This window comes from Chitinophaga sp. CCNWYY40 (genome assembly GCF_037483205.1).
Classification (GTDB): Bacteria; Bacteroidota; Bacteroidia; order Chitinophagales; family Chitinophagaceae; genus Chitinophaga; species Chitinophaga ginsengisegetis.
Window position 1 is genome coordinate 65016 of the sequence record NZ_JBBHLF010000007.1, and the last position, 25880, is coordinate 90895.

Consider the following 25880-nt stretch of genomic DNA (forward strand, 5'->3'; position numbering starts at 1 on the left):
AGCCTGACACAATGTGTCGGGCTTTTTTTATGTGTGTACCCGGCGATCAGGCAAATGCATCGCTCAAACTGGTGGCCACGGGCCTGGTTTGTTTCAGAGGTAATACGATGATGAAGGTAGCGCCCTCTCCTTCCCTGCTCCTGGCGGTGATAAGTCCGCCGTGTTTATCAATTACTTTTTTAGCGATAGCCAGCCCGATGCCGGTCCCTTCATAAAGATCGGAAGTGTGGAGACGCTGGAAGATGGTAAATATTTTAGAGAGATATTTTTCATTGAACCCGATTCCGTTGTCGCGGATAACGATGCGGCAGTATTGACCTCCTTCAAAGGCCGCACTATCGGGGTTTAGATCCGTTACGATATCTGCGGTGATATCTATCTGAGGGGGTATATCTTTCCGCGAAAACTTTAATGCGTTGCTGATGATGTTTTGAAACACCTGGCGTATTTGCCCCGGAACCGCTTCAATCTGAGGCATTTTTTCCACAGTGATAACCGCATCCCGTTCAACAATCATCAGTTCCAGGTCCACCAGGATCTCCTGAATAATTTTATTGAAGTCGGTAACTTCGTTTATGCTTACCCCGGATAAACGGGAATAGTTCAGCAGGTCGTTGATGAGCCTTGCCATGCGTTCTGACGACCCTACAATCCTTTCCATATAGGAAAGGGCGTTAGGGTCTGTATGCAGAAACTTGTCTCTTAAAATAGCGCCGAAAAGCTGAATTTTCCGCAAGGGTTCTTTCAGATCATGAGAAGCAACGGACGCAAACTGTTGCAGGTCGTGGTTACTGGCTTCCAGCGATTTATTAATCTCTCTCAGTTCTTCTGTTCTTTCCCTTACTTTCTGCTCCAGCATTTCATTTACCTGCTGCTGGTGTGCAATCAGTGCTTCCTGCGCGAGCTTTCTTACTTCTACTTCTTCTTTGAGCGACTGATGCATTAACTTCAGTTCCTGTGATTGCTGATAAAGACGGGAGAATGTTTTTACTTTCATCAGGAGGATGTCAGGATCTACCGGCTTGGTGATATAGTCGATCCCCCCGGAGTCATATCCTTTTACAATAAAGCGTTTGTCTTTATTTACGGCCGACAGGAATATAATCGGAATGTCTTTCGCCTTACTGTGTCCGGAGAGTGCTTCCGCTACTTCAAAGCCATCCATGCTGGGCATCTGCACATCCAGGATGATAAGGGTATAATTATGTTTAAGTATTTTTTTCAGCGCTTCCTCACCAGACAGCGCAGTGTCCACTTCGAACTGGTATAGTTCAAGGGTTTTCCTGATAGACAGTATATTTTCCGGCTTATCATCTACAATTAAGATCATATAACATACTCGTTATAACAAGAGGGCGACGGGTGGAAAACGGCCCAATGTATTCTTTTAAACATTGACAGCTCAATAATCATACCTCTGCCATTCGGTTTATGAAGGCAGCCATTTCGGATGGCTGCAGGATAATATCAACGGGAGCGTGCAGGATGGCTTGTCTTGGCATATAATCCGAATCCGCAGTGGCCGGGTCCTGCACGGCGGTGGTGCCGCCGGCATCGTGTACATCTATTAATCCTTCGGTACCATCGGTGTTGGCGCCCGAAAGCAGTAAGGCGGTCATCCTGCTGCCATAGGCCAGCGCTGCGGATGTAAAGGTAACATCAATACTCGGCCGGCTGAAATTCACCTTCTCCGAATCATCCAGGGAAAAGGTATGATCTGTTTCTATCAGTAAATGGTAGTCGGCCGGCGCAATGTAAATAGTAGCCGGTAACAATGGTTCTTTTTCTGAAGCCTCTTTAACCGGCAAAGTGGATTTAGCCGACAGCAGGTCTGTTAGTACAGATTCATAATGGCTTTGGCGGTGCAAAACAATTAAAATGGCTGCAGGAAGCGATGCAACAAGTCCTGGCAATAAAGTCAGGATAGGATGCAATCCTCCGGCGGAACCGCCTATTACAATTAAGTATGGTGCTGTGGTCATATAGCCTCTTGTTTTGTTATTACAGCTGCACCTTTCGCCAGATCTTCTCCCGGTTTTCCAGTTGTTTGAATTTGCCGGTTACGCTGGTGAAGTTAAGTGTTTCCTTACTTCCCAGCGCCAGGAAGCCCAGCTGTTCCAAACTGTCACTGAATAGTGTTAATACCCTGTCCTGTAATTTTTTACTAAAGTAGATCAATACATTGCGGCAGATGATTAACTGGAATTCATTAAATGAGCCATCTGTTACCAGGTTATGCGGAGAAAAAATGATCTTCTCCCCGAGGTCTTCCCGGAACTTGGCATATTCATAATTGGCCGTATAATAGGATGAGAAATCTTCGCGGCCACCGGACTCCATATAGTTGCGGGAGTATTGCTGCATTTGCGAAAGCCGGAACATTCCTTTGCGGCCCTTTTCCAGTACGCCCGCATTGATATCGGTAGCATAGATCACTGCTTTGTGCAGCAGTTTTGCTTCTTTGAGCAGGATGGCAAATGAATATACTTCCTCACCGGTGGAACAGCCGGCATGCCATACCCGGATAAACGGATAGGTGGCCAGCACCGGCAATACCTGGGTACGCAATGCCTGGTAGAAAGAAGGGTCTCTGAACATCTCTGTTACATTTACCGTTATTTCTTCCACAAAACGTAATGCGTATGCCGGATCCGAAATAATACGGTACCGGTATTCGGCAAAACTGGGAAAGCGGTCTACCTGGTACAGATGATTTACCCGCCGGTTAATAGAAGCGGGGGCATACTCTGTAAAATCATACCCATATCTTTCCAGTATATCATTCAGCAACAGGGATACTTCCTGTTCGCTTATCAGGTTCCTGCTCACGTTTACTCAGATAAATATTGTTGTAGCTGCAACAGTAACTCATCTACATCAATCGGTTTGGAAATATAGTTATCGGCGCCTGCTTCCAGGCATTTTTCACGATCACCTACCATTGCTTTTGCTGTTACTGCAATCAGCGGCAGCCGGCTATTCCAGGGCATGGCACGGACAGCAGAAATAGTTTCATAGCCATCCATATCGGGCATCATGATATCCATCAATACAGCTCCTATTGCATGCTCTGCTGATAACACCTGCAGTGCTTCCGCACCGGTGCTCACAGATACGCATGGAATATTCCTGGATCGCAATACTGCCTTTAACGCAAAGATGTTGCGTGCGTCATCATCTACAATTAATACCTGTTTCTGTTCCATACAAACTATTTCATGGCTTTATCGTATAACCATACCCGTAGTAATGATAACAACTGATCTACATCCACTGGTTTGGAAATGTAGTCCGAAGCGCCCGCCTGCAGACATTTCTCCCGGTCGCCCATCATGGCTTTTGCAGTAACTGCAATCACCGGCAATCCTTTCAGCCCCGGTTGTTTCCGGATAGCAGCAATAGCATCGTAACCGTCCATTTCGGGCATCATCATATCCATCAGCACAATGTCTACCGGATGTTCCTTCAGCTGCTGCAGCGCCTCTTTACCATCAATGGCAGACAGTACCTTCATCTGGTGTTTCTCCAGTGCTTTTGTTAAAGAGAAGATATTGCGCACATCATCATCTGCCACCAACACGGTTTTATCTTTCAACACTTCATTCAATACGCCCATCTTCCCATTTCCGCCCTGTGCTGCCGGCGCATTTTCAGATACCAGGTGCAGGAACAGGGATACTTCATCCAGCATACGCTGATAGGAATGCGCCGTTTTTATCACGATAGAATCAGCATACTGGCGGATTCGTTGTTCTTCTGCCTTTGATAAACTTTTACCAGTGAAAATGATAATCGGGAGATTTTCCAGTCCCTTTATTTCCTTCACCATTTCCAGCGCTTCATAAGCCTGCTGATCAGGAATTCCCATATCGAGGATCACACAGTCCACGTCATGCTGCTGCAGCAGGGATACACCTTCTTCCACGTTATTGCTGATTTCGGAACTCACCTGGTAGTTACTGAGGAAATAAGCCAACGCTTTGGCGTGTTTCGCATTTTCTTCCAGGATCAATACTTTTTTGGTGGAACGCTGCAATACAAATTCCATTTTTTCAAAGATCAGCTGCATGCTCTCCGGATCTACCGGCTTGCTGATAAAGTCGACTGCGCCTTTCAGGAGACTTTCTTTTTTTGCTTCCATGGAAGACATGATATGCACGGGTATCGGTCTGGTGGCCGGATCACTTTTCAGTTCTTCCATTACCTGCCAGCCATCTTTTATAGGCAGCTGGATATCCAGCAGGATACCGACCGGCTTGTAGATACGCGCCAGCTCTGCAGCTTCATCGCCTCGCACGGATACAATTCCTTTGTATCCTCTTGCATGTGTGAAGTCGAGCAACGCCTTTGCAAAATGCGTATCATCTTCCACGATGAGTATTACAGAATCGCCGGTTTCAATAAGGCCGCGGTCATCATAAACATCTTCCGGAACGGTAAGTGAAAGGAATCTTTTCTTTTGCCCGCCGTTGGTTTCTTCCACTACCGGTGACGGCAGTACGAAAGGTTTATTTACGGATGTTTCTGTTTTGCGGACCACCGGGATGGCAATGATGAATTCACTGCCCTCATTGTTGTTGCTGTTCACGGTAATTTGTCCGCCGAGCAGTTTCGCCAGTTCCCGGCTGATAGACAGTCCCAGGCCGGTACCACCGTATTTCCGCCGGGTAGATCCATCTGCCTGCTGAAACGCTTCAAAGATCACCTGTTGTTTTTCCGCCGGGATACCGATGCCGGTATCTTTTACTGCAAAGCGGATTGTTTGCGGCGCTTCTCCTTCCAGTACTTCCATCCGGACAAATCCCCTCGCAGTAAATTTCAGTGCGTTGGATAACAGGTTTTTGAGGATCTGTTCCAGTCGCAGCTGGTCTGTTTCAATGCTGGCGGGCACAGCAGCGTCCTGATGGATTTGCAGCTGCAGCCCTTTTTCTTTGGCAATCGGTTCAAACAATGCCTGCATATTGGAACAGATATCAGCAATGGACACCTGGTTAAATTCCAGTTCCATTTTGCCGGATTCTATTTTTGAGAGGTCAAGTATTTCGTCTATCAACGTCAGCAGCCCTTTACCCGAGCTATTGATCACCTGTGCATATTCGACCTGGTCGCCATTGAGATTGGCATCGTGATTTTCAGAAAGGAGTCTTGATAACAATAAAATCGAATTCAGCGGCGTACGCAGTTCATGCGACATATTGGCCAGGAACTCTGATTTGTAGCGGGTGCTGAGGGCCAGCTCTTCTGCTTTTTTATGTATATCCAGGTTCCGCTCCACGATGATCTGATTTTTCTCTTCAAGGAGACGGCTTCTTTCTTCCAGTTCTACATTCGACTGCATCAGTTCTTCCTGTTGCACTTTCAGTTCTTCTTCTGATACCTGGAGTTTTTGTGTCTGGGCTTCCAGTTCTACGTTCAGGCTTTCCAGTTCACTGTGTTGTGTTTGCAGCTCTTCTGCCTGGGCCTGGGTTTCTTCCAGCAGTTCCTGCAGGCGGGCACGGCTCCGGGTGCTTTGCAGGGCGATGGCGATATTAACGGCAGCCTGTTTCGCAAAATCGATCACATTATCTTTAAAAGGGAACAGGGAGCCTATTTCTATCACGCCTTCCGTGATGCCTGCATGAATGAGCGGAATGATGAGTACATGGCCGGGTTGTGCGGAAGCCGCAACACCGGCGATATGCAGGAAATCGTCTGGTGCTTCCCGGATATATAGCGGCTCCTTTTGTAGTACGCTTTGGCCGAGCAGGGTTTTGCCTACTTCAATTACGGGTGGCGCCGGATGGGCCGGCGACAGTGCAAATTCAGCGGATAAGCGCAGTTCACCGGAATACCGGATATACAATACGCCTGTTTGTGCGCCGGTGTATTGTACCATATCTGTTAATGCGTCTTTACTGAGCGAATCCATATCCTTTTCACCGAGCAGCGTTTCGCTGATGCGGTTAAGCCCTGTCTGGATCCATATTTTCTGGTCGGCATGATAACGGAATGTTTTCAGATCTGCGGCCATCTGCACTATTGCGTGGCCAAGTACATCGCCTTCGCTGCGGGGCTTCACATCAATATTAAAATTGCCCTTACCGATACTATCGGCTGCAGTGGCCAGTTCCTGGCTGGTTTCGTCGATAACGGCGAAAGAACGTGCCAGGCTGCCAATAGCATCTTTTGCGTGTACCTCCGGCGCTGATCCGGGTACCCCTTTTGCAATATTCACTGCCGCAGCCCGCAACAGTTCCAGGCTATCGGTAATGCCCTTAATAGTATAAGAAATAAATACTACCACCAATACGATGATACCTACCAATATCAGCAGGTAGCGGGTTTTCAGATCATTTTCTTTTTTGGAGATAATTTTTGCATCCCGGCCTACTTTATCCATCACGGAGCGCTGCAGTTGTTTCAGCTGATCTACTGCTAAAGAAGAGTTATCCCACCAGGAGTCTGCGTTGAACAGGGTATCAATTTTACGGGAGGTGATAGTGCTTTTAATGAAATCATCTGTGATGGTCATTTCATTGGAGGATTCCATTTTAAGATAATCCTTTGAAACGGCGGGAGAGGCTTTGTCTACCAGCTCTGCGCGCAGGGCGGCATACATGTCGGCATTGTTTTCTATGCGGGCAAAATCTTCCGGCCACACTTCTTTTTTCAGCATGAAATAATAAATATCCATGCGGATCATTCCCTGGTAGGCTGCCATCTGTGCCAGCAGGTATTGTGCATTCATATCCTGCTGAACAGCTTTTAATACCGGGATATCCGGGGTGTTGGTATTGGCCAGGTCGTTCAGACGGAAAATAAGGTTGGAATAATAATCGAGCACTTCCCGTTGCGGCATGCTTTTGTTATCGATGTCCTTTCTTTTTTTGGGAAGTGTATTTAGCAGTGAGTATTGGAAGAAACGGCTGTCATTGGCCAGCAGTCTGCCTTTTACAGCATCGATGGCGAGATCGGTTTTAGCGCGTTGCATAAGCAGGTCGTTCAGGCTTCCGGTCAGCATCACATAGTTTACGCTGTTCCTGCGCTCCATATGGATTTCATCGGCTACTCTCATGATAGTGGTGGCAGTGGTAATTTTCTGCACCAGGTTATCGATGGTATTGATATCTTCACTCTGTTTATTGAATACAGCTATACCAAAATATACAAGGCATGCCAATGGTATTACAGCAACTAACATCAGCTTCCTGGGAAGAGGGAGCTGCATAAAGTATTTCTTCATTTGCCTGAGCTTGTTTAATTTTTATGGGGATACTGTCCTGCAATCTATGCTTACAAAGAGTTTGAGCAAATTTTACTTCAAACAGTATCCCTAAAACGAATTATGTGATAATAAAATAACAACAAAATCTTAGATTTGTCTCTATTCCAAAACGATATGCCCGATAGTTGTAAATATACCTCAGTACTTTTAATTGACGATGATATAGATGACAGAATGATATTTGGTGAAGTATTAAAAGAGCTGGCACCGGATATTATTTACCATGAAGCTATAAACGGAGAAGATGCACTATTTAAGCTAAACAACAACCTGGTGCCCGACCTCATCTTCCTTGACCTGAATATGCCGAGAATAGACGGGAAACAGTTTCTTGCAGAAATACAGCAGCAGGATCATTTAAAACATATACCTATAGTCATCTATACCACTTCTTCACATGAATCTGATAAGAAAGAAACCCGGGAGCTGGGAGCCTCTTATTTCCTGACAAAGCCCAACAGTCTTCACGAGCTTACACATATACTGGTAGATCTTTTACAACAAAAGTTGTTTTAATAAAGAAGCCTCACAAAGAATTGTGAGGCAGTTTTTCTACCATTGTTACTATTTTTAAACCCTATATATGCGTGAGCATATGCTTTGTATCTCAAAGATGGGTTTTAAATGATGTTCAAGTGTTAACCGGATCTTAACGACTCCCGCATTAAAATTGTCTCACTACTTCTTCCAGCCAGCCGGCCGAATGGAAATTTACTTTCACTGCAGGCTGAATGCCCTTGTTATCAATGCCTTGTCCTGCTGCAACCCTGCGGGAGCGGGTAACGGGATAGTCTATTGAGAAATCAGGCGCTGAAAACTTTACCCTGGCTACATTGGAGTAATCCAGCGCTCCTGCTGTGGGCGTGCCCATGAGTTTTACTTTCTGGCTTTGTGCGGCTTCCAGTAAAAACTGTTCTGTAGTATTGCTGCATTTACCGTTGATGAGTATCGCTACTTTGGCCGGAGCCGGCAGCGGCGAAGGCAGGATCATGTTTTCATCCGGTCCCATACTCACCAACCGGCCCTGTAAGCCACTACCCTGTTCGATCGCAGCCCGGATCTGTTCTACGTATTCTTCCGGTAGTTTTCCGGTTTGTTCGTCCAGGACATGTCTCCATGCGGCAATATTATCGGGTGTGGCATAAAAGTCGGCCCCGGTGATCCTCACGGGTTGGGTATACAGTAAAGGCCGCAGGCGTTCAATCAGTTTATCGGCGCCCAGGCCGCTGTTACGTACATCAATTACCAGGTTGGGGTTTCTGCGCAGGTATTCATCGTTTGCATTCAGTACGGAATCTGCCAGTGGATAGAATGCCGCATCAAAGCTGCTTATGCGCAGGTAGCCGGTACTGTCGTTTACCTGCCGGAAAAAGAAGGGCGCGGGCATATCGGCGAAGGCGGGTATTTCTGCCGGTGTGTTGCCGGCTTTCTGCAACGATGCCGCAGCGGGCTTCTGCCACCCCAATGCGGAAAGGCCATCACGCTGCTTTCCGATGGTGAGGGTATCAAAATTCACCTCCTGCGTTACATAGCTGATCATATCAAATTTATCCGGTCCGGTAGCGGCCAGTTCAAACAACACGTCGCCGGGTTTCCAATCCGGCGAAGCCGATTCCATAATCACGGCAGCATAGGTACGCAGCCCCCGCAGGTTCTTTACCAGGGCTACTTTGTAAAGGGAGTCGGCCTGGTAGATTCCGGCTACGCCACTTACCGGTTGTTTTTGCAGCAGGTCCAGCTGCTGGGGAGTGAGGGCAATTTTTTCTTTTAAGGGCGTGTAGCCAATGTGCAGGGCGAGGTGCTGGTCTTTGAAGAAGCGCAGGTAGCGGTTTACCAGCAGGAGGCAATGAGTGGCGCCTTTGATAGTGGCGGCCTGTAGCCGGATTTTTGTGAGCATGGCAGTATAAGCCTGCTGCGTAACCGGGGTTACTTTGTCGATAAACCCTACATAATTCTTTCTCAGATACACCTGTACGCTGTCAAATTTCTTCCTGCAATCGCACTCCTGCGCGTTTACAACTGTATTACACAGGAGTAATAACAATACTGCTATTGCTTTCATGGCAAAGGATTTGAATGTTTCTGGCTGATAATAAATGGTCTTTAAATATATATATTCGGGAGGAAACTACCAGAAAATATTTATCATCGTCCACCAATATTAATAAATTACATGTCCTAATAAAGCGCATATGCATTTTGACGAACTGGAAAGGCTGTATAATGAACAGGCATATACTGAAGCAATTACCCAACTGGAAATATACCTGCAGGATAACCCCGGCGAAGCCCGGGGCTGGCAACTACTGGGCTTATCCCAGCTGGAAAATGCCAAAGCCACTGACAACAGGGACCTGGCCACCGCCATGTACAACGAGGCCTACGAGGCATTCAGCCAGGTACTGATCATTGATCCCACGCATGTGCAGGCCCGCGTACACCGCGCGTATATGGGCGCCAATATCATGGCCGACAAAGGAGATGAAACAATCGGCGATTGTGATATCCTCATTGCCGGTGGCGATGAAGAACTGACTACCAAAGCACTACTGTACCGCTTCCAGGTATGGGTGCTAAAAAATGAAACGGAGAAAGCACTGGCAGATATGCAACGCAACCTCGAGGTGTATGGATCACTCTACGCCGATGATCTGCCCCAGCTGAATGTTGCGCGGTTCCAGTGCTTTACCCGTATAGGCGATGTATACTATCATACGGAAAACAGACCCGCTGCACTGGAATACTATAAACAAGCCTTTGAATGTACGGTGTTTAACAACCGCCTGCTGTCTACCACCTGGTTTGCACTGGATATGGCGGATTATGACTTTGCCGCCAGCATGCTGCAGATCATGATCACCGCAGGAGAAAATACAAAAGATGATATGCTGCGTTTGCTCCGGCACATCCAGCAGCTGCTGGCAGATGGTGTGCGGAACGCTGCGCTGGCGAGGGAGTTCTGCAAAGGCACTACCGAATTCTGGCAACAGTTTTTTGGAGATGATGATGACGAAGGCACCCTGGAACAGATCTCCACCGGCAAACGTTTTATTGCGGAATATCCCGGTGAAGCTTATTTCTATCATTATACCGCCACGGCATTCTTCAACATCGGCAGTTACCAGGAGGCATTGCCGTGGTACGAAAAGTCGCTGGCCATTAAGCCTTATCCATTCAGCGTAGTGAGGTGGTATTTCACGAGTTACAAAGTAAACGGGCAATTCCCCGAAAGCTGGCCGGATGTGGAGCATAACATTCCGTACGACTGGTACGCAGCGGGTGTTATCTTCAGTGAAATTATTCAACTGGAAAAAGACAACGGCGTAAAACAGGCGTCCACGGCCCTGAAGCGCTTCCTGTATAAAAAAGCTTTTGATATTTACCATGCCTACTGGTATGAGAATTCGGGCAACTCTTATGCAGGCCATCCGCATCATTTTGCCATGTGCTGCAACAACTACGGTATTGCTTTGTATGAAGGCGGTATCTTTGTGGAAGCAGCGCATGTACACACCATCGGTTACAATATGTCGCCTTTCTGGGAGCAACTGGAATCCAGGGCAGATGCATATCACAGCATGGGTAAGCTGGCCGAGGCTATCGCCGACCGGCATACCATCCTGGAAAATTTCACGGAAGTATTGCCGCTGATGTACTATGTGTCTATCCATGAACGCATGATCGACGACCTGTGTACATTAGAGAAACATGCCGAAGCATTGGATCTCTATGAAAAAATACTGGGAGAATATAATACCTGGATTGCAAAGGATATGCAGGAACTGGAGGACTACGACCGGGAAACCATTACGTATAACATTGACCGTATTAAAACCGGCCGGGCCTTTATCCGCACCAATAGCGCCGATGATTTGTCTGAACGTATACTGGCGCTGGAAACACACCTGGTGGAAAAGCCCGACGACAGTGATGCCTACTTCAACCTGATGTACCTGTATTTCGATAATGCACAGTACGAACATTGCATAGGCGCTATCAACAACCGTATTTCCATTGGCGGCATCACCAAACTGCCGGTGATTTCACAAATGAAAATCTATTACTTCCGGGGAAAGGCGGCGCTAAAGCTGGGCCGTTATAAAGCTGCCATTACAGATCTGCTGCATACGCTGCAGATTATGTCCAACGGCGATGCGGCAGACAATGCACCCAACTACCGGTTTGGCGTATACGCTTTTCTTGCAGAGGCGTATCTCGGTGAAAAAGAATACGATGAATGCCTCGCATATGCCACACAGTGTTTAAACATTTACGCCAGCAATAACTGGGCGTGGGATACAGAGGCTTCTGCGGTGAGATATACGATGGCACTGGCTTACGAAGCAAAGGAAGATCCTGCCACCTGCAAAAAAATCATTGACCTGATTGTGGCGAATGATCCGGAATTCCGTCCTGCGGCAGAGAAGAAAAACGAATTGAGAGGAGGAGGATTATTTTCTTTTTTCAGGAAGAAGAAATAAATAATTCAGCTGTTTATTTTCTGCATGATATGGAGAAAGTAAACAGCTGAAAAAAGATGATTGTCTTTTACATGGGCTTGTTAAAGCTCACCATCCAGGGGAAACCATATTTATCGGTTAACATACCAAAACGGTGTGCCCAGAAGGTTTCAGCCAGTGGCATGGTTACTTTTCCTCCGGCAGATAACGCATTGAATAATTTTTCTGATTCTTCATTTGATTCCGTGCCCAGTGTGAGCGTAACGGTATCCCCATTTTTAGGTGTTTGCCCCATCATGCTATCGGAGGCCATTAGCTCAAAAGAAGATGTTTTCAAAAAAGCATGCATCACAAGGTCTTTCGATGCAGCAGGTACGTTTTCGCTTTCAGGCGCTTCGCCCATTGTCATGATGAACAGTTCTCCTCCGAAGACGCCTTTGTAGAAGTTCATGGCTTCGCGGCAGTTAGTTCCAAACGTGAGATAAGGTGTTAATGTGGTGGACATAACAATCTTTTTTTAGGGTAAGAAGATGGAATTCAGGTGAATAATAAAGTTAGGCAAAAACTAACTTATCAGCACCTTATTTCTTACCAGCAGACAGGCTCCGATAATACCGGCGCTTTCACCGAGCCGTGACATTTTCAGTTTGGAATCATTACTTACCAGGCTGAGGGAATACTTTTTCATAGCGCTTTTTATGGGCAGGCGGATGTGATCCTGTGTAGCGGCCAGTGCGCCGCCGAGTATCACCAGTTCGGGATTGAAGATGTTCATGAGCAGGGCAACGCCGCGGCCCAGGTTCTCTCCTACTTTGGCAATCAGTTCAATGGCCAGCATATCGTCGTTGTTAGCAGCGTCTATAATATCATGCAGGTGGATATCTTCAGGTGATTGATGGGTGCGGCTGAGCATAGAGGAAGAACCTGCAGCCAGCTTTTGCCGGAACATGTTTACCAGCGCCCATCCGGAGGCTTCCGTTTCCAGGCATCCTTTTTTTCCGCAATGGCAGATGATTTCGTTGTCGAACATCGGGATGTGCCCCACTTCCCCGCTGTAGCCGGATTTACCGTAGTACAGTTCCCCGTTGATGAGTACGCCCATACCTATGCCATAGTCGAGGTTGAGGAACAGCACGTTGCGTTCACCGTTCACCAGGTCGGAGCAAAATTCTCCGTAAGCCATTGCCCGTGAATCATTCTCCAGGAAAACGCGGATACCCACCTTGGCAGCGATGACTTTGCTGAGTGGTTCGTCGTCGAAATAGAAGAGGCTGTAGTTGTAGCCGGTGGCGTAGTTGATGCGTCCCTGGATATTGATACCGATGCCGAGGATCTTTTCTTTGGGAACGGTGAGGCCATCGATAAAGTTATTGATCAGGAGGCACAGTTGTTCCAGCGAGGCTTTGGTATTATCCAGTTCGTAGGGCAGTCCTTCCACGGTGGTGACCAGGTTTTTGTGAAGATCCGACAGACCCAGGTTGAGGTGGTCGTGTTTTACGTCCACCCCGATGAAGAAGGCCGAATCCGGTACCAATCCGTACAGGTTGGGCTTACGGCCGCCTGTGGATTCTATTTTGCCATAGTCCATCACAAGGCCATCGGCAATGAGGTCGTTCACCAGGTTGGTTACTTTGGGTGTGCTGAGGTTCAGCTCTTTGCACAGATCAGCGATAGTGGCATTGCCCGAATTGGCAAAGTAGGCCAGTGCGGCCTTTTTCAGGTTGATATTCTTATAGGCTACACCGGTAGCATTTGCGCTGTTTAATTCTTCAAAAAAGGTTTTAGCCATAGCCATCAGATAGACTTTTACAGTAATTGCTCACCAATTTAACAGCTTAATTCTGATTTTTTTAAAATTAGGGGCAGAAACACGCGGAATGTTCTCTATATAAATGATTTTGTTAATTCACAAAAAATAATACCTTTGCAATCCTTTTTGAGCTAAAAAGGGGCTCTTGTCATGTATAGCCGGATGGGGTTTCCGGGGCCGGGACGATACAGGGAGAGTAAGTTCTTTTTATTTATTGCGGATGTGATGAAATTGGTAGACATGCCAGACTTAGGATCTGGTGCCGCGAGGCATGGGGGTTCGAGTCCCTTCATCCGCACATATAATATTATGTGGCAATGCGTCAATATGGCAACGTGATAATGCTATGCTCTCCCTCACTTTCATTGTCACTCCTGTCTTATTCAGACACAGTTTCACCTGATTTTATTCAAAAATAGTTTCCTGCCATTCCTACTTGCCGTTGTGACTTCATGGCAGAAAAATAAACAAGGAATCATTATTGCTTCTTAAAGAACACTTTATACAATTCAATTATGGCAACCGTTACGAGAGAAAACATTGGTTTATTGAACGATAAGATCACTGTGAAAGTGAGCCAGGAAGACTACCTTCCTAATTTTGACAAAGCAGTAAAGCAATTCAGCAAAAATGCGAACATACCAGGCTTCCGTAAAGGAATGGTACCTGCAGGTATGGTTAAGAAGATGCACGGTCAGGCTATCTTTGGCGACGAAATTCTGAAAACTGTTGAGAGAGAATTAATGGGTTATGTGCAGACAGAGAAACTGGAAATCTTCGGCCAGCCACTGTCCCTGGAAAAACAGGCAAAAGACCTGGATTTCAACAAACCTGCTGATTATGCCTTCGAATTTGAAGTGGGTCTGAAACCCAGCTTCAGCGTTACTCCCCTGGAAGATAACAAAACCACCCTTACTAAATATAAAGTAACCGTTACCGATGAAATGGTGAACGATGAAGTACAGCGTTTACAGCTGAAAGGTGGAAAAACAACAGAACCTGAAACAATTACTTCAGAAGATAACGTGATTAACGTTAAATTCGAAGAGTCTGACAAGAAAGGTAATGTAGTAGAAGGCGGTATCGTAAAAGAAAACTCCTTACTGGTAAAATACTTTTCACCGGCCATCCAGGCTGAGCTGCAGGGTAAAAAGAATGAAGACAGCATTGTATTCCAACTGGCTACTTCCTTTGATGAGCAGCGTTTGGGCTGGATCCTGAAAGATCTGGGCTTTGAAGCTGGCGACAAAGAAGCGGCAAAGAAATATTTCAAACTGACTATCACCAAAGTTGGTTTGATTGAGAAGAGAGAACTGAATGAAGATTTCTTCAAAGAAGTTTATCCGGGAGAAGAAATCACTACTGAAGAAGCTTTCCGCGCTAAACTGAAAGAAGAGATCGGCAAATACTGGGATTCTGAAAGCCGTAACCACCTTCACAACGACCTGTTTGAAGTACTGGTACACGAAACGCCGATTGAATTGCCAAAGGATTTCCTCAAACGCTGGCTGCAGGTAGGCGGTGAAAAGCCAAAAACTGCGGAAGAAGCGGAAAAAGAATTCCCTGGTTTTGACCATCAATTACGTTGGACACTCATCAGCGATAAACTGGTTAAAGAAAATAAACTGGAAGTTTCTTTCGAAGATCTGAAGGAAAATGCCAAACAAAAAGTATTAGGCTACTATGGCGGCGCCGCTGCTGATGGAGCAGAATGGTTAGACAGCTACCTGGATCGCCTGTTACAGGATGAGAAATTTGTAGACCAGACTTACCGTGAAATGATCACTGCCAAGTTATTTGACTGGGCTGAGGCTAAGGTGAACGTGAAAGAAGAGGAAATCAAAGCAGAAGATTTTGTTAATTTACCTCATAAACATCACCATCATGAACATTAATAATGAATTCAGAAAATATGCCATCCAGCATCGGGGAATCAGCAGCCTGGTAGTAGACAGTTACACCAAAAGCCACCAGATCAACAGTCTGACTCCTTATATCCTTGAAGAACGCCAGATGAATATGACCCAGATGGACGTTTTCTCCAGGTTGATGGCTGATCGTATTATTTTCCTGGGAGATCCCGTGAACGACTACGTGGCAAACGTAATTACCGCGCAGCTGTTGTTCCTCGAGTCTTCCGACCGTAACCGTGATATACAGATGTACATCAATAGCCCCGGAGGAAGCGTTTACGCCGGCCTGGGTATTTATGATACTATGCAGATCATTTCTCCCGATGTAGCTACTATCTGTACCGGTATGGCCGCCTCTTTCGGCGCTGTATTGCTGGTAGCAGGTACAAAAGGAAAACGTACCGCGCTGAAACATGCACGTGTAATGATTCACCAGCCTCATGGCGGTGCAGAAGGCCAGACTTCAGACATCGAAATCACTGCGCGTGAGTTCGTGAAATTGAAAAAGGAACTCAACGAAATCATTGCCGGCCACTGCGGACAACCGGTTAAAAAAGTGGAAAAAGATTCTGACCGTGACTACTGGATGACTGCGGATGAAGCAAAAGAATACGGCATCATTGATGACGTACTCCAGAAAAATCCAAAGAAAAACCTGGAAACGCCTCAGTAAAAGCTTAAAGCTCAAGGCATAAATAAGCTATTGTAGCGAAGATTACAGCGATACATATAAAAAAACGCTACTATCTTCACTACAATAGCTTTTATTTTGTGAGATGATAAGCTTTACCGTATTAAGACTTACGCTTTCGGCTATTTAGTGTAAATTTGTAACCCTGCAATATCAATGCAGGCAATGATAGTTTCGTAGAAAAATAATCTATTCCGAAATGAAAGAATCTAAAATCCGATGCTCCTTTTGCAGCCGCTCCAAAGAAGAAGTGCAGATACTGATCGCAGGCGCTGAAGGACACATCTGTGAAAACTGTGTAGCCAACGCGCAGGAGATAATTGACCAGGAGTTATTCACCCCCGGCAAGAAAGCAGCTGCAGCCGTAGCTCCCAACTTCGCACCCAAAGTGTCCAAACCAATTGACATGAAGAAATTCCTGGACGAATACGTAATCGGTCAGGATGATGCGAAAAAAATACTGGCAGTAGCTGTATACAACCACTATAAAAGACTCAACCAGCAAATTGGCGATGACGAGGTAGAGATTGAAAAATCCAACATCATCATGGTGGGTGAAACCGGTACGGGTAAAACCCTGCTGGCCAAATCCATTGCCAAACAATTAAACGTTCCCTTCGCTATTGTGGATGCTACCGTATTTACAGAAGCAGGCTATGTGGGTGAAGACGTGGAAAGTATCCTCAGCCGCCTGTTACAGGTTTGTAACTACGATGTGGAAGCTGCCGAACGCGGCATTGTTTATATCGACGAAATCGATAAAATCGCCCGTAAAAATGATAACCCTTCCATCACCCGTGATGTAAGCGGCGAAGGCGTTCAACAGGGTCTCCTGAAATTACTGGAAGGCACCGAAGTACTGGTACCTCCACAGGGCGGCCGTAAACACCCTGAACAGAAACTGATCAAGCTGAACACACAAAATATCCTCTTCATCTGCGGGGGCGCATTTGATGGCGTGGAAAGAATCATCAGCAGAAGAGTACAAACCCACTCTATCGGTTTTACCGTTAACAAGGAAAAAGAAGAAGAAAACAGGAAGCAGATCCTGCGTTATATCAACTCACAGGACCTGAAATCCTTTGGTCTGATTCCTGAATTACTGGGCCGTTTACCGGTGGTTACCTATCTCAACTCGCTCGACAGAGATACCCTGAAACTGATTCTTACCGAGCCTAAAAACGCGCTGGTAAAGCAATACAAGAAACTTTTCAAGGTAGAAAATATCGATTTACAGATAGAAGAAGAAGCAATAGACTATATCGTAGACAAAGCAATGGAATACAAACTGGGTGCGCGTGGATTACGCTCCATCTGTGAGGTAGTGCTGAGTGACGCGATGTACGAACTGCCGTCTGCCAACGAAACACACTTTCATCTTACCAGGGAATATGCACAGGCAAAACTGGAGCAGTCTACCCTCATTAAACTGAAAGTGGCATAACTGTTCCGGTGATCCGTTAACAGCAACACTATCTCTAACCATAAAACGCTATTTATGCAGGAACTCATTCAGCAATTACAGGAAAAAGCCGGACTTACAGCCGAACAGGCCGCACAGTCCATCGATGTGATCAAAGAATATGTGAAGGGCAAATTACCTCCTTTTATTGCCGGTACCGTTGATAACTGGTTTGCAGGCATGTCAGACAAAGCCGAAGGAAAAAAGGCAGGTCTGATGGATCAGGCAGGTGATTTCCTGGATAACGTGAAAGATAAAGCGGAAGATTGGGCAGAAGAAGCAAAGGATAAAGTGTCCGACTTCTTCAACAAGGATAAAAAGTAGTTTTAAATACAGTGAAGAAGGGCTTTCCGGAGATATACTTTCCGGAAAGCCCTTCTTCTTTTTTAGAGGCTTCTGAGATAAAGATACAACGCGGTTAACTCTTCATCCGTGTACTGTGCAGTCATGTTCCACGGCATATCTTTTACCTGCAACTGCTTTCCTTCCGGTGTTTTACCGGTACGCAGCGTAGTAATAAAATCGTGCTGGCTCCATTTTCCCACATGCCCGGTAGAGGTGATATTGGCTACCGGTACAGCGCCCGGCACCGGGTTATCCCCGCCGGTCAATGCAGGCTTGTGGCAACCGGTACAGGATACCGCCAGGTATTGGCCGTATTCTTTGGTAGCCGCCTTTGCCACCTGGTTGGGCTGTTCCTTGTGATGATCAATTTTCTCTGCCGGAAACAGCGGTATTTTGCCCATTACAGACAGGATTTTTCCCATTGGTCCCATCTCTATGGGAACGGAAGGCGCATCTATTTTTGGCTGTGCCCTGCAAAACGCAATTATAGCCGCAATATCGTGATCATCCATCCGGGTGAACTCCTCTGAAGGCATGAGCAATAACGGCTTATTTGCGGTATTTAAACCGTGCCGTAATGCCTTTAGCCAGTCGGTGTTGTCATAGCTTTCCGGCAACCCTCCTGTTCCATACGTAATATTGTTGCCGGCAATGCGGCCAATGGCCGGATCATCCACCACCACTTTCCCACGCAGGTCTGCACCGTGGCATTCGCCGCAACCCTTTATTTCATAAAGGTGCCGGCCCTCTGCAATAGTGGCTGAATCGTTGGGGATGGGAATGTTTCTTACGGTAACTGTATATTTTTTGCTGGCATGCTGACGGAAGATAAAATTAAAAACGCCGTACACCGTCAATACGATCACTACCAGGCCCAGCACAATACGTGCGGCCCATTTTAGAACTTTGGAGAACATAACAATAAGGAATAATTTCAGCTGTAAAAGTAATAGGGATAAATATTACAGGTATCAGTAGAACTACTGAATTAAAGAAGAATCATAACGTGGATTACAGGCTTCACATTTTTACTAAGCATCTTTATACGGGATAAACCAGTTCAGACCCGGTATAGAAAAGCACCCGTATTACAGGGTGCTTTTCATTGCGTAAATGTGTTTCAAATCTTTCTTGATTTTGTGTGTTAAGGTTGATAAACGGTAAAGAGTGATGAATTAACCCAAATTTAACGTTCCTTTTGCAATATTCAATAACACTAAAGGGGTAATATTAAATTATTTTGAAAAAATGATGAGCGGCTTATAAATGCTCTTTTCATAAATTATAAAAATCCTGCTATCTCAATAGAATCAGTATCAATTGCAAAATCGTTATTCTATCTTAGTGCTTCCCGGGCAATTACGATCTTTTGAATCTCGGAAGTTCCTTCCCCGATGGTGCATAATTTTGCATCACGATAAAATTTTTCGACCGGAAAGTCCTTTGTATAGCCATAACCCCCAAAAATCTGTACGGCGTCGTTGGCTACCCTTACCGCTACTTCCGACGCATAATATTTAGCCATAGCGGCCTGTTGGGTCATTTTCACCTTACGGTTTTTCATGTCTGCCGCCTGCATGGTAAGTAATTCCGCAGCGGCTATTTCTGTGGCCATATCTGCCAGCTTAAAGGACACGCCCTGGAAGTTGGAGATGGGCTGATCAAACTGGTGCCGTTCCTTTGAGTACTTCAATGCGGCGTCCATAGCGCCTTTGGCGATACCGAGCGATAACGCGGCAATGGAGATCCGGCCGCCGTCCAATACCTTCATGGATTGGATAAAGCCGTCGCCTTCCGCGCCAAGCATATTTTCCGCAGGAATGCGGCAATTATCGAATATCATTTCTGCGGTTTCAGAGGCCCGCATACCCAGTTTATTTTCTTTCTTGCCGCCGCTGAAGCCCGGAGTGCCCTTTTCCACGAGGAAGGCGCTCATACCATGACTGTCGCGCACATCCCCCGTACGGGCTATTACCACCGCCACATCGCAGCTTTTGCCGTGGGTGATCCAGCATTTGGTGCCGTTCAGTACCCAGTCGTTGCCATCCTTTTTAGCCACGCACTTCATATTCATGGCGTCAGAACCGGTGTTGGGTTCTGTTAATCCCCAGGCGCCAATCCATTCGCCGGTGGCCAGTTTGGGCAGGTAACGCTGCTTTTGCGCTTCATTGGCGAACTGCATCGTATGACCGGTACACAATGAGTTATGGGCAGCCACGCTTAATCCGATTGCCCCGCAAATGCGTGAAATTTCACTCACCACGGTTACATACTCCAGGTATCCCAACCCGCTCCCACCGTATTCCTGGGGCACAAGTACGCCCATCAATCCCAGCTCTCCGAGCTGTTTGAATATATGTACCGGAAACTCCTGCTGCTCGTCCCATTCCATCACGTGAGGCTGAATATGTGTTTTCCCGAAATCCCGGATCATTTGTGCAATCTGTTGTTGCATTTCCGTAGGCGCAAAGTTCATAAACGTGTGGCTTTAATATTTGATCTCAATGTAATGTTCAATTTTACGATAAATAATCTCATCCACCAACGGCAGGCTGCGGAGGTCGGATACCGACCTGAAACCCGCGTGGCTACTGCGATACTGCACAATGAGACGGGCCAGTTTATAGCGTATGTATGGGTGAGCTGCCAAAGATTTTTCATCTGTGAGGTTGAGGTCTAGTTTTTTTAGAGAACTGCTACCGATCTGTAAGAACGGTTGAATTTTTTGAAATGTGGAGTCAGGTAAGCCATAACATTCTGCCACCTGTTCCACTGCATAAAAACCTCCTAGCCGGTCGCGGAAGGCAATAATCCGTCGCGCGAAGCCTGCTCCGATGCCTGGGAGCGACTGCCAGGCGACGCTGTCTGCCGTGTTAATATCGATCGGTGCAGCCGGTGGTTTCTTACGATAACGCGTAAACGAAGCATCGTCGCGGGCGCTGTCCCGGTAATAGAAGCGTCCTTTGTTTTTACTTCCCTCATACAGCACATTACTATCTCCATGATAGTACGAGCCCCTCCCCCAACCACCGCTATAGTCTTTATTTCCAGGTCCGTAGCGCGGTCCATATCTCCCGGAAAACCTGTTCCCGCCTTTATCCGCAATGCGCACATAAGGTATTAGCTGTGCGCATAACGCGGGAGGCAAACTATATATCTTCTCCAGATCAGCCGGCACCCGGAAATGCCCGCCCCGGGCCAGGTATTTACCAATGGTAGTGGCGGTGCGTTCGCTTACCCCCAACTGCGGCCAGCCGCTTGCGGGCAAAGTGTTGGGATCAAAATAAAACAAGACGGCCTTCTCCGGATCTGCGCCGGTATGTACATAGCGTCCCCTCGTCAAAGCCGGTTCTTTTTCAGCGGCTGCCAGTCCGGCTTCAAAGGCGGTTACCGCCGCTTTCAGGTCATCACTACCGGTAACGGGCCTACGCTGAAAATAAAAGAGCAGGTCGGGCAAATAGCTGGTTAGTATCATGAGTAACGCCAGCATTAATATACCATGCCGTTCTTTCCGGGAAAACCGCAGATATTCGCGGGCAAATGATTTCCACATGGGTCAACAACAATTTTTGCCCCAAGCTAAGTTTATCTGTACGGTGTTTTGTTAACAGAAATAAAACGCTCCTTAAATTTCGAGAGAGAGGCCGTCGTAGGCCAGGTGGGTACCAGGCGGCAGTTCCGCGGATACCGCCTCATGCAATCCGAGCTGGTGGCTGATATGTGTGAGGTATACTTCCGGTACATCCAGTTCCTTTCCCAGCGCAATGGCTTCTTCCAGGGTAAAATGAGAGATATGCTTTTCGCGGCGTAGTGCATTCAGTACTAGGATCCTTGAACCACGGATCTTCTCTTTTTCCTCCGGCGCAATATAGTTGGCGTCGGTGATATAGGTAAAGTCGTGGATGCGGAAGCCCAGCACGGGCATCTGATGATGCATAACATGTACCGGCGTAATGGTTAGTCCGTTTACATCGAAAGGATCATCAGCAATAGTTTTCAGATTTATTTCCGGGATGCCGGGGTATTTGAAATCAGAAAAGGCGTAGGCAAACTCGCGTTTGATCACGCTTTGCGAAAACTCGGTGGCATATATATTAATAGCGCTTTTCTGGAAATAGTTAAAGGCGCGGATATCGTCCATGCCAGCAATATGATCTTTATGGGAGTGGGTGATGAGTACGGCTTCCAGGTGCCCAACCTTTTCGCGCAACATCTGGTAACGGAAATCCGGCGTGGTATCCACTACGATATTGCCGGCGGGCGCCGAGATCATAATACTGCTGCGTAAGCGTTTATCTTTTTTATCGGCCGAGGAGCAAACTTCGCAACCACAAGCTATAACCGGAACTCCCTGCGACGTGCCTGTACCTAAGAATGTAACTTTCATCCCAACATCATTTGTCTGTTTTTGCCTATTCTGCCGCGTGTTCTTCCGGGGCCCCGCCTTCTTCTTCCCCCGCTTCCGGGATCGGTTTGCTGGCCTGTATCTGTTTATAGAGTTTGTGCGACTCTGCCGTCAGCGCTTCTTCGTCCAGCGGCAGGGTCGTTAAAATATCGATCAGCGTATTGATACGCCCTTCGAGGTTCAGGAATTTATTGATCACTACCACCTTCTTATGTTCCAGGATGCAGTAACCGGACAGGAAACTACCTTTTTCGAAGCGCAGCACATATTTGGCCTCATCAAAGATTTTTTCCAGCTTAGTCAGGTTATTAGGTGTGATTTTGATATTCATGTCGCAAAAATAGCAAAAAGCTGTTGTTACTTTGTTACCATCCTGGCAAAAGGTACAATCATTTCTTCCAGGGAAATACCGCCGTGCTGGAAGGTATTCCGGTAATAGTTTACAAAATAGTTATAGTTGTTGGGATAACACAGATACCCGTCTCCTTTTGCAAAGATGTAGGAAGAGTTAACGTTTGGCTTTGGCAGCCCGGCATCACGGGGATCGCGGAAGGCCAGTACCTCTTTCGGATCATAGTTCAGATTGCGGCCGTGTTTATAGCGCAGATTGGTGGTGGTTTGTTTGTCGCCGATCACTTTCACCGGTGTTTTCACCCTTACACTGCCATGATCCGTGGCGATGATCAGGTTTATTTTTTTATCGCTGATGCGTTTCAATGCCTGATGCAGCGGGCTGTGTTCAAACCAGCTGGCGGTGATAGAGCGATAAGAGGCTTCATCGCCGGCCAGTTCCTTCAGTACTTCCATTTCCGTGCGGGCATGACTGAGCATATCCACGAAGTTATATACAATCACGCTCAGCGGATAGTCCAGCATATTATGGATGTTATTGAGCATGGTTTGGGCATCGGCATGATTGGTCACTTTGGTGTATGAAAACCGGGGATCCATCTTCATCTGCTTCAGCTGGGCAGCAAAAAAATGTTCTTCATACAGGTTTTTCCCGCCTTCTTCATCATCATTCTTCCATTCCTGGGGAAACCGGTGTTCGATATCTATGGGCAGCATGCCGGCAAAAATGGCATTGCGGCTATATTGTGTGCTGGTAGGCAATATGCTGTAAAACGATTCTTCCTCCACAAGCCGGAACGATTCCTGGAAAATAGGCTGGATCGCCTTCCACTGATCGTACCGCAGGTTGTCGATAAGCAGGAATACGTTGGGTACGTTGGGGTCCAGGTTAGGCACAACCTTATCGCGGAACAGGGTATGCGACATAACCGGGGCTTCCTTTGTTTTTGGATGGAGCCAGTCGCTGTAATTACGGCTGATGAACTTGGAAAACTCGTTGTTGGCCTCGGTTTTCTGGGCATTGAATACTTCCAGCATTTCCGGGCTGTTGGTTTTGGTCATTTCCATTTCCCAATACACCAGTTTCTTGTAGATGTCCATCCACTCGTTAAAGTCGGGGTTGGAGCTCAGGGCCATAAACAGGCTGCGGAATTCCTGCTGGTAGGCGGTGGTGGTTTTTTCGGCCACCAGTCTTTTGTTATCAATTATTTTTTTGAGAGATAATAATACCTGGTTTGGATTTACCGGTTTGATGAGATAGTCGGTGATCTGGGACCCGATAGCGTCGTCCATGACGTTTTCCGCTTCGTTTTTGGTGATCATGACCACGGGGATCTGCTGATCAATTTCCTTGATCTTACCGAGGGTTTCCAGGCCGGTGATGCCGGGCATGGATTCGTCCAGTAACACTACATCTACCACCTGTTCTTTCAAAAATTCGAGTGCGTCGTATCCGTTGGTAAGAGCCGAAACTTTGTAGCCTTTGCTTTCCAGGAAGATAATCTGCGATTTCAGGGACTCTATTTCATCATCTACCCATAGTATATTTATCTGACTCATAATATGATTTAAGGTGCCGGTAAAAAAAGGAAATTACCCCTAATTTTTTGCAAATATCATTCCCCGTCTATCATTTGCCGGTAATTATATGTTAAAAAGGGCTGAACACGGTAAAATGATAGCAGGAAAAAGTGAACAGGCTGATAAAGTTATTTACCTTCGCATCCATAAGATTAATTACCTGTAACCTACCAATTGTTTTGAACTGTCATAGGGGTATCGTGGATGCAGCGCGTCATTATAAGTAAAAAAATTACATATAATTAATTTCGGGTGTAGTTTTGCATACAGGCACCAGGGATTCAGACGCGGACGCCCCCGTCTGAAATCGTATAATTAAATGCAATGACCGAACGCAAGCGAAAAATTGTTAATGATCCGGTGTATGGCTTTATTACCATAGATCACCCGTTGATTCTTAACCTCATTTCACATCCATATTACCAGCGGCTTCGCCGCATACACCAGATGGCGCTGGCGCACCTGGTGTATCCTGGTGCTATGCATACGCGGTTTCATCATAGCATGGGCGCTTATCACCTTATCAGTATGGCCCTGCAGGAGCTTCGCAGCAAGGGGGCAGACATTACCCCGGAAGAGGAAGTGGCTGCAAAAATGGCCATTTTACTGCATGACATAGGGCATGGGCCTTATTCCCATGCATTAGAGAACGGCATTATTGAGGGGGTATCTCACGAAGAGATTTCCCAGTGGCTGATGGAAGCATTGAACAGGGAAATGAACGGCGCCCTGTCGCTTACGCTGGATATTTTTAACGGACGTTATCATAAGAAATTCCTGCATCAGCTGGTGTCGAGCCAGCTGGATGTGGACAGAATGGATTACCTGAACCGCGACAGCTTCTTCACGGGAGTGGCGGAAGGCACTATCGGGTACGACCGCATCATCAAGATGCTGATTGTACATAAGGGGGAGCTGATGGTGGAAGAAAAGGGAATTTATTCTATTGAGAAGTTTATCATAGCCCGGCGGCTGATGTACTGGCAGGTATACCTGCATAAAACGGTGCTCAGCGCCGAAAACATGCTGGTAAAGATCCTGACCAGGGCGAAATCGCTGGCACAGGAGGGAAAGGAGCTGTTCTGCTCCCCTGCCCTGGCATATTTCCTGTATAATACCGTTACGAAGAACAATTTTGAATGCGGTCCCGAATGCCTGGAGTTATTTTGCCAACTGGATGACTATGATATAATGGGGGCTATTAAAGTTTGGACAACGCACGAGGACAAAGTTTTGTCGCTTTTATGCAAATGGCTGATAGACAGGAACTTATTTAAAGTTGTATTAAGCAATCAGGCGTTCGACGGAAGTGCAGCACTATTATTGAAGGAGCAGGTGAAGCAAAAATGGGGGATTGAAGGCGCTGACCTGGATTACTTTGTTTTTTCCGGTGCAGCCTCGCTGAGGGCGTATAACGTTAACGACGAGAAGATTAATATCCTATTCAAGGATGGAACTGTAAAAGACATTTCCTCCATCGACAATGCACTGATTAGCCATACACTGGCGATACCGGTAAAAAAATTCTACATTTGTCATCCAAAAATTCAGGCTAACAACGTTTTATAAGGAATAAAATGTTAAATAAATAAGTTCAT

The 25880-nt window shown here is 46.6% G+C and carries 21 protein-coding genes and 1 tRNA gene; 8 read left to right on the plus strand and 14 right to left on the minus strand.

Features of this window, described 5'->3' with window-relative positions; all coding sequences use genetic code 11:
* Positions 1-46 precede the first annotated feature (46 nt).
* The 5 genes from V7S65_RS25840 to V7S65_RS25860 all read right to left on the minus strand — a co-directional run bounded on the left by V7S65_RS25840 (position 47) and on the right by V7S65_RS25860 (position 7222).
* Entirely contained in the window at positions 47-1330 is a 1284-nt protein-coding gene (locus tag V7S65_RS25840; protein ID WP_111579951.1) for a hybrid sensor histidine kinase/response regulator, read from the minus strand.
* Between the two features lie 79 nt (positions 1331-1409).
* Positions 1410-1982 carry a chemotaxis protein CheB gene (locus V7S65_RS25845; RefSeq protein WP_111579950.1) on the minus strand — a complete coding sequence of 191 codons (573 nt, stop codon included), beginning with the start codon at positions 1980-1982 and terminating at the stop codon, positions 1410-1412.
* Between the two features lie 19 nt (positions 1983-2001).
* The gene (locus V7S65_RS25850) at positions 2002-2829 is read right to left on the minus strand and encodes a CheR family methyltransferase (protein WP_227024683.1); all 828 of its coding nucleotides are present in this window, start codon (positions 2827-2829) and stop codon (positions 2002-2004) included.
* Between the two features lie 2 nt (positions 2830-2831).
* Entirely contained in the window at positions 2832-3206 is a 375-nt protein-coding gene (locus V7S65_RS25855) for a response regulator (protein WP_111579949.1), read from the minus strand.
* A gap of 5 nt (positions 3207-3211) precedes the next feature.
* Positions 3212-7222, minus strand: a complete 4011-nt coding sequence (locus V7S65_RS25860; protein WP_336389046.1) for a response regulator — start codon at positions 7220-7222, stop codon at positions 3212-3214.
* A gap of 135 nt (positions 7223-7357) precedes the next feature.
* Here V7S65_RS25860 and V7S65_RS25865 point away from each other — a divergent pair, with 135 nt between their 5' ends.
* Entirely contained in the window at positions 7358-7780 is a 423-nt protein-coding gene (locus V7S65_RS25865; RefSeq protein WP_133256265.1) for a response regulator, read from the plus strand.
* A 148-nt stretch (positions 7781-7928) separates the two neighbouring features.
* Here the strand turns inward: V7S65_RS25865 and V7S65_RS25870 are convergent, their stop codons facing one another.
* Entirely contained in the window at positions 7929-9326 is a 1398-nt protein-coding gene (locus V7S65_RS25870; protein ID WP_336389045.1) for a S41 family peptidase, read from the minus strand.
* 130 nt (positions 9327-9456) lie between these two features.
* Between V7S65_RS25870 and V7S65_RS25875 the strand changes: the two genes are divergently transcribed.
* On the plus strand, positions 9457-11745 hold the full coding sequence (locus V7S65_RS25875; protein WP_079473580.1) for a hypothetical protein: 2289 nt from the start codon (positions 9457-9459) through the stop codon (positions 11743-11745).
* Positions 11746-11812: 67 nt separating this feature from the next.
* Here V7S65_RS25875 and V7S65_RS25880 read toward each other — a convergent pair whose 3' ends face one another.
* Positions 11813-12229 (minus strand): VOC family protein, encoded by a 417-nt coding sequence (locus tag V7S65_RS25880; RefSeq protein ID WP_336389044.1) that lies wholly within the window; start codon positions 12227-12229, stop codon positions 11813-11815.
* Positions 12230-12289: 60 nt separating this feature from the next.
* Complete coding sequence (locus V7S65_RS25885; protein WP_200817409.1) at positions 12290-13519, minus strand: ROK family transcriptional regulator; 1230 nt, start codon at positions 13517-13519, stop codon at positions 12290-12292.
* A 231-nt stretch (positions 13520-13750) separates the two neighbouring features.
* Here V7S65_RS25885 and V7S65_RS25890 point away from each other — a divergent pair.
* The 5 genes from V7S65_RS25890 to V7S65_RS25910 all read left to right on the plus strand — a co-directional run bounded on the left by V7S65_RS25890 (position 13751) and on the right by V7S65_RS25910 (position 17924).
* Positions 13751-13832: transfer RNA gene (locus V7S65_RS25890), tRNA-Leu, on the plus strand.
* Positions 13833-14049: 217 nt separating this feature from the next.
* Complete coding sequence (gene tig, locus V7S65_RS25895; RefSeq protein WP_079473578.1) at positions 14050-15429, plus strand: trigger factor; 1380 nt, start codon at positions 14050-14052, stop codon at positions 15427-15429.
* A complete protein-coding gene (clpP, locus tag V7S65_RS25900) occupies positions 15419-16120 on the plus strand; it encodes an ATP-dependent Clp endopeptidase proteolytic subunit ClpP (RefSeq protein WP_079473577.1) in 702 nt (233 codons plus the stop codon). Before tig ends, clpP begins: the two co-directional genes overlap by 11 nt.
* 217 nt (positions 16121-16337) lie before the next feature.
* On the plus strand, positions 16338-17582 hold the full coding sequence (gene clpX / locus V7S65_RS25905) for an ATP-dependent Clp protease ATP-binding subunit ClpX (RefSeq protein WP_079473576.1): 1245 nt from the start codon (positions 16338-16340) through the stop codon (positions 17580-17582).
* A gap of 54 nt (positions 17583-17636) precedes the next feature.
* Positions 17637-17924 (plus strand): hypothetical protein, encoded by a 288-nt coding sequence (locus V7S65_RS25910; RefSeq protein ID WP_079473575.1) that lies wholly within the window; start codon positions 17637-17639, stop codon positions 17922-17924.
* 62 nt (positions 17925-17986) lie between these two features.
* Here V7S65_RS25910 and V7S65_RS25915 read toward each other — a convergent pair whose 3' ends face one another.
* The 6 genes from V7S65_RS25915 to porX all read right to left on the minus strand — a co-directional run bounded on the left by V7S65_RS25915 (position 17987) and on the right by porX (position 24261).
* Complete coding sequence (locus V7S65_RS25915; RefSeq protein ID WP_336389043.1) at positions 17987-18862, minus strand: c-type cytochrome; 876 nt, start codon at positions 18860-18862, stop codon at positions 17987-17989.
* A 419-nt stretch (positions 18863-19281) separates the two neighbouring features.
* A complete protein-coding gene (locus V7S65_RS25920; RefSeq protein ID WP_079473573.1) occupies positions 19282-20421 on the minus strand; it encodes an acyl-CoA dehydrogenase family protein in 1140 nt (379 codons plus the stop codon).
* A gap of 12 nt (positions 20422-20433) precedes the next feature.
* On the minus strand, positions 20434-21498 hold the full coding sequence (locus V7S65_RS25925) for a ComEA family DNA-binding protein (protein WP_336389042.1): 1065 nt from the start codon (positions 21496-21498) through the stop codon (positions 20434-20436).
* A 72-nt stretch (positions 21499-21570) separates the two neighbouring features.
* Complete coding sequence (locus V7S65_RS25930; protein WP_336389041.1) at positions 21571-22332, minus strand: MBL fold metallo-hydrolase; 762 nt, start codon at positions 22330-22332, stop codon at positions 21571-21573.
* Between the two features lie 25 nt (positions 22333-22357).
* Complete coding sequence (locus tag V7S65_RS25935; protein ID WP_079473570.1) at positions 22358-22681, minus strand: hypothetical protein; 324 nt, start codon at positions 22679-22681, stop codon at positions 22358-22360.
* Between the two features lie 26 nt (positions 22682-22707).
* Positions 22708-24261, minus strand: a complete 1554-nt coding sequence (gene porX / locus V7S65_RS25940; RefSeq protein WP_079473569.1) for a T9SS response regulator signal transducer PorX — start codon at positions 24259-24261, stop codon at positions 22708-22710.
* Positions 24262-24606: 345 nt separating this feature from the next.
* On the opposite strand from porX, the gene V7S65_RS25945 reads away from it, so the two are divergent.
* On the plus strand, positions 24607-25851 hold the full coding sequence (locus V7S65_RS25945; RefSeq protein WP_079473568.1) for an HD domain-containing protein: 1245 nt from the start codon (positions 24607-24609) through the stop codon (positions 25849-25851).
* Positions 25852-25880 lie beyond the last annotated feature (29 nt).

Excerpts from the sequence above, each read along its gene's own strand:
- clpX (WP_079473576.1), top strand. The coding sequence starts at position 16,338 with ATGAAAGAATCTAAAATCCGATGCTCCTTTTGCAGCCGCTCCAAAGAA.
- V7S65_RS25945 (WP_079473568.1), top strand. The coding sequence starts at position 24,607 with ATGACCGAACGCAAGCGAAAAATTGTTAATGATCCGGTGTATGGCTTT.
- V7S65_RS25855 (WP_111579949.1), bottom strand. The coding sequence starts at position 3,206 with ATGGAACAGAAACAGGTATTAATTGTAGATGATGACGCACGCAACATC.
- V7S65_RS25920 (WP_079473573.1), bottom strand. The coding sequence starts at position 20,421 with ATGAACTTTGCGCCTACGGAAATGCAACAACAGATTGCACAAATGATC.
- V7S65_RS25925 (WP_336389042.1), bottom strand. The coding sequence starts at position 21,498 with ATGTGGAAATCATTTGCCCGCGAATATCTGCGGTTTTCCCGGAAAGAA.
- V7S65_RS25935 (WP_079473570.1), bottom strand. The coding sequence starts at position 22,681 with ATGAATATCAAAATCACACCTAATAACCTGACTAAGCTGGAAAAAATC.
- V7S65_RS25885 (WP_200817409.1), bottom strand. The coding sequence starts at position 13,519 with ATGGCTATGGCTAAAACCTTTTTTGAAGAATTAAACAGCGCAAATGCT.
- clpP (WP_079473577.1), top strand. The coding sequence starts at position 15,419 with ATGAACATTAATAATGAATTCAGAAAATATGCCATCCAGCATCGGGGA.
- V7S65_RS25930 (WP_336389041.1), bottom strand. The coding sequence starts at position 22,332 with ATGAAAGTTACATTCTTAGGTACAGGCACGTCGCAGGGAGTTCCGGTT.
- V7S65_RS25840 (WP_111579951.1), bottom strand. The coding sequence starts at position 1,330 with ATGATCTTAATTGTAGATGATAAGCCGGAAAATATACTGTCTATCAGG.
- V7S65_RS25875 (WP_079473580.1), top strand. The coding sequence starts at position 9,457 with ATGCATTTTGACGAACTGGAAAGGCTGTATAATGAACAGGCATATACT.
- V7S65_RS25860 (WP_336389046.1), bottom strand. The coding sequence starts at position 7,222 with ATGAAGAAATACTTTATGCAGCTCCCTCTTCCCAGGAAGCTGATGTTA.
- porX (WP_079473569.1), bottom strand. The coding sequence starts at position 24,261 with ATGAGTCAGATAAATATACTATGGGTAGATGATGAAATAGAGTCCCTG.
- tig (WP_079473578.1), top strand. The coding sequence starts at position 14,050 with ATGGCAACCGTTACGAGAGAAAACATTGGTTTATTGAACGATAAGATC.
- V7S65_RS25845 (WP_111579950.1), bottom strand. The coding sequence starts at position 1,982 with ATGACCACAGCACCATACTTAATTGTAATAGGCGGTTCCGCCGGAGGA.
- V7S65_RS25915 (WP_336389043.1), bottom strand. The coding sequence starts at position 18,862 with ATGTTCTCCAAAGTTCTAAAATGGGCCGCACGTATTGTGCTGGGCCTG.
- V7S65_RS25910 (WP_079473575.1), top strand. The coding sequence starts at position 17,637 with ATGCAGGAACTCATTCAGCAATTACAGGAAAAAGCCGGACTTACAGCC.
- V7S65_RS25870 (WP_336389045.1), bottom strand. The coding sequence starts at position 9,326 with ATGAAAGCAATAGCAGTATTGTTATTACTCCTGTGTAATACAGTTGTA.
- V7S65_RS25880 (WP_336389044.1), bottom strand. The coding sequence starts at position 12,229 with ATGTCCACCACATTAACACCTTATCTCACGTTTGGAACTAACTGCCGC.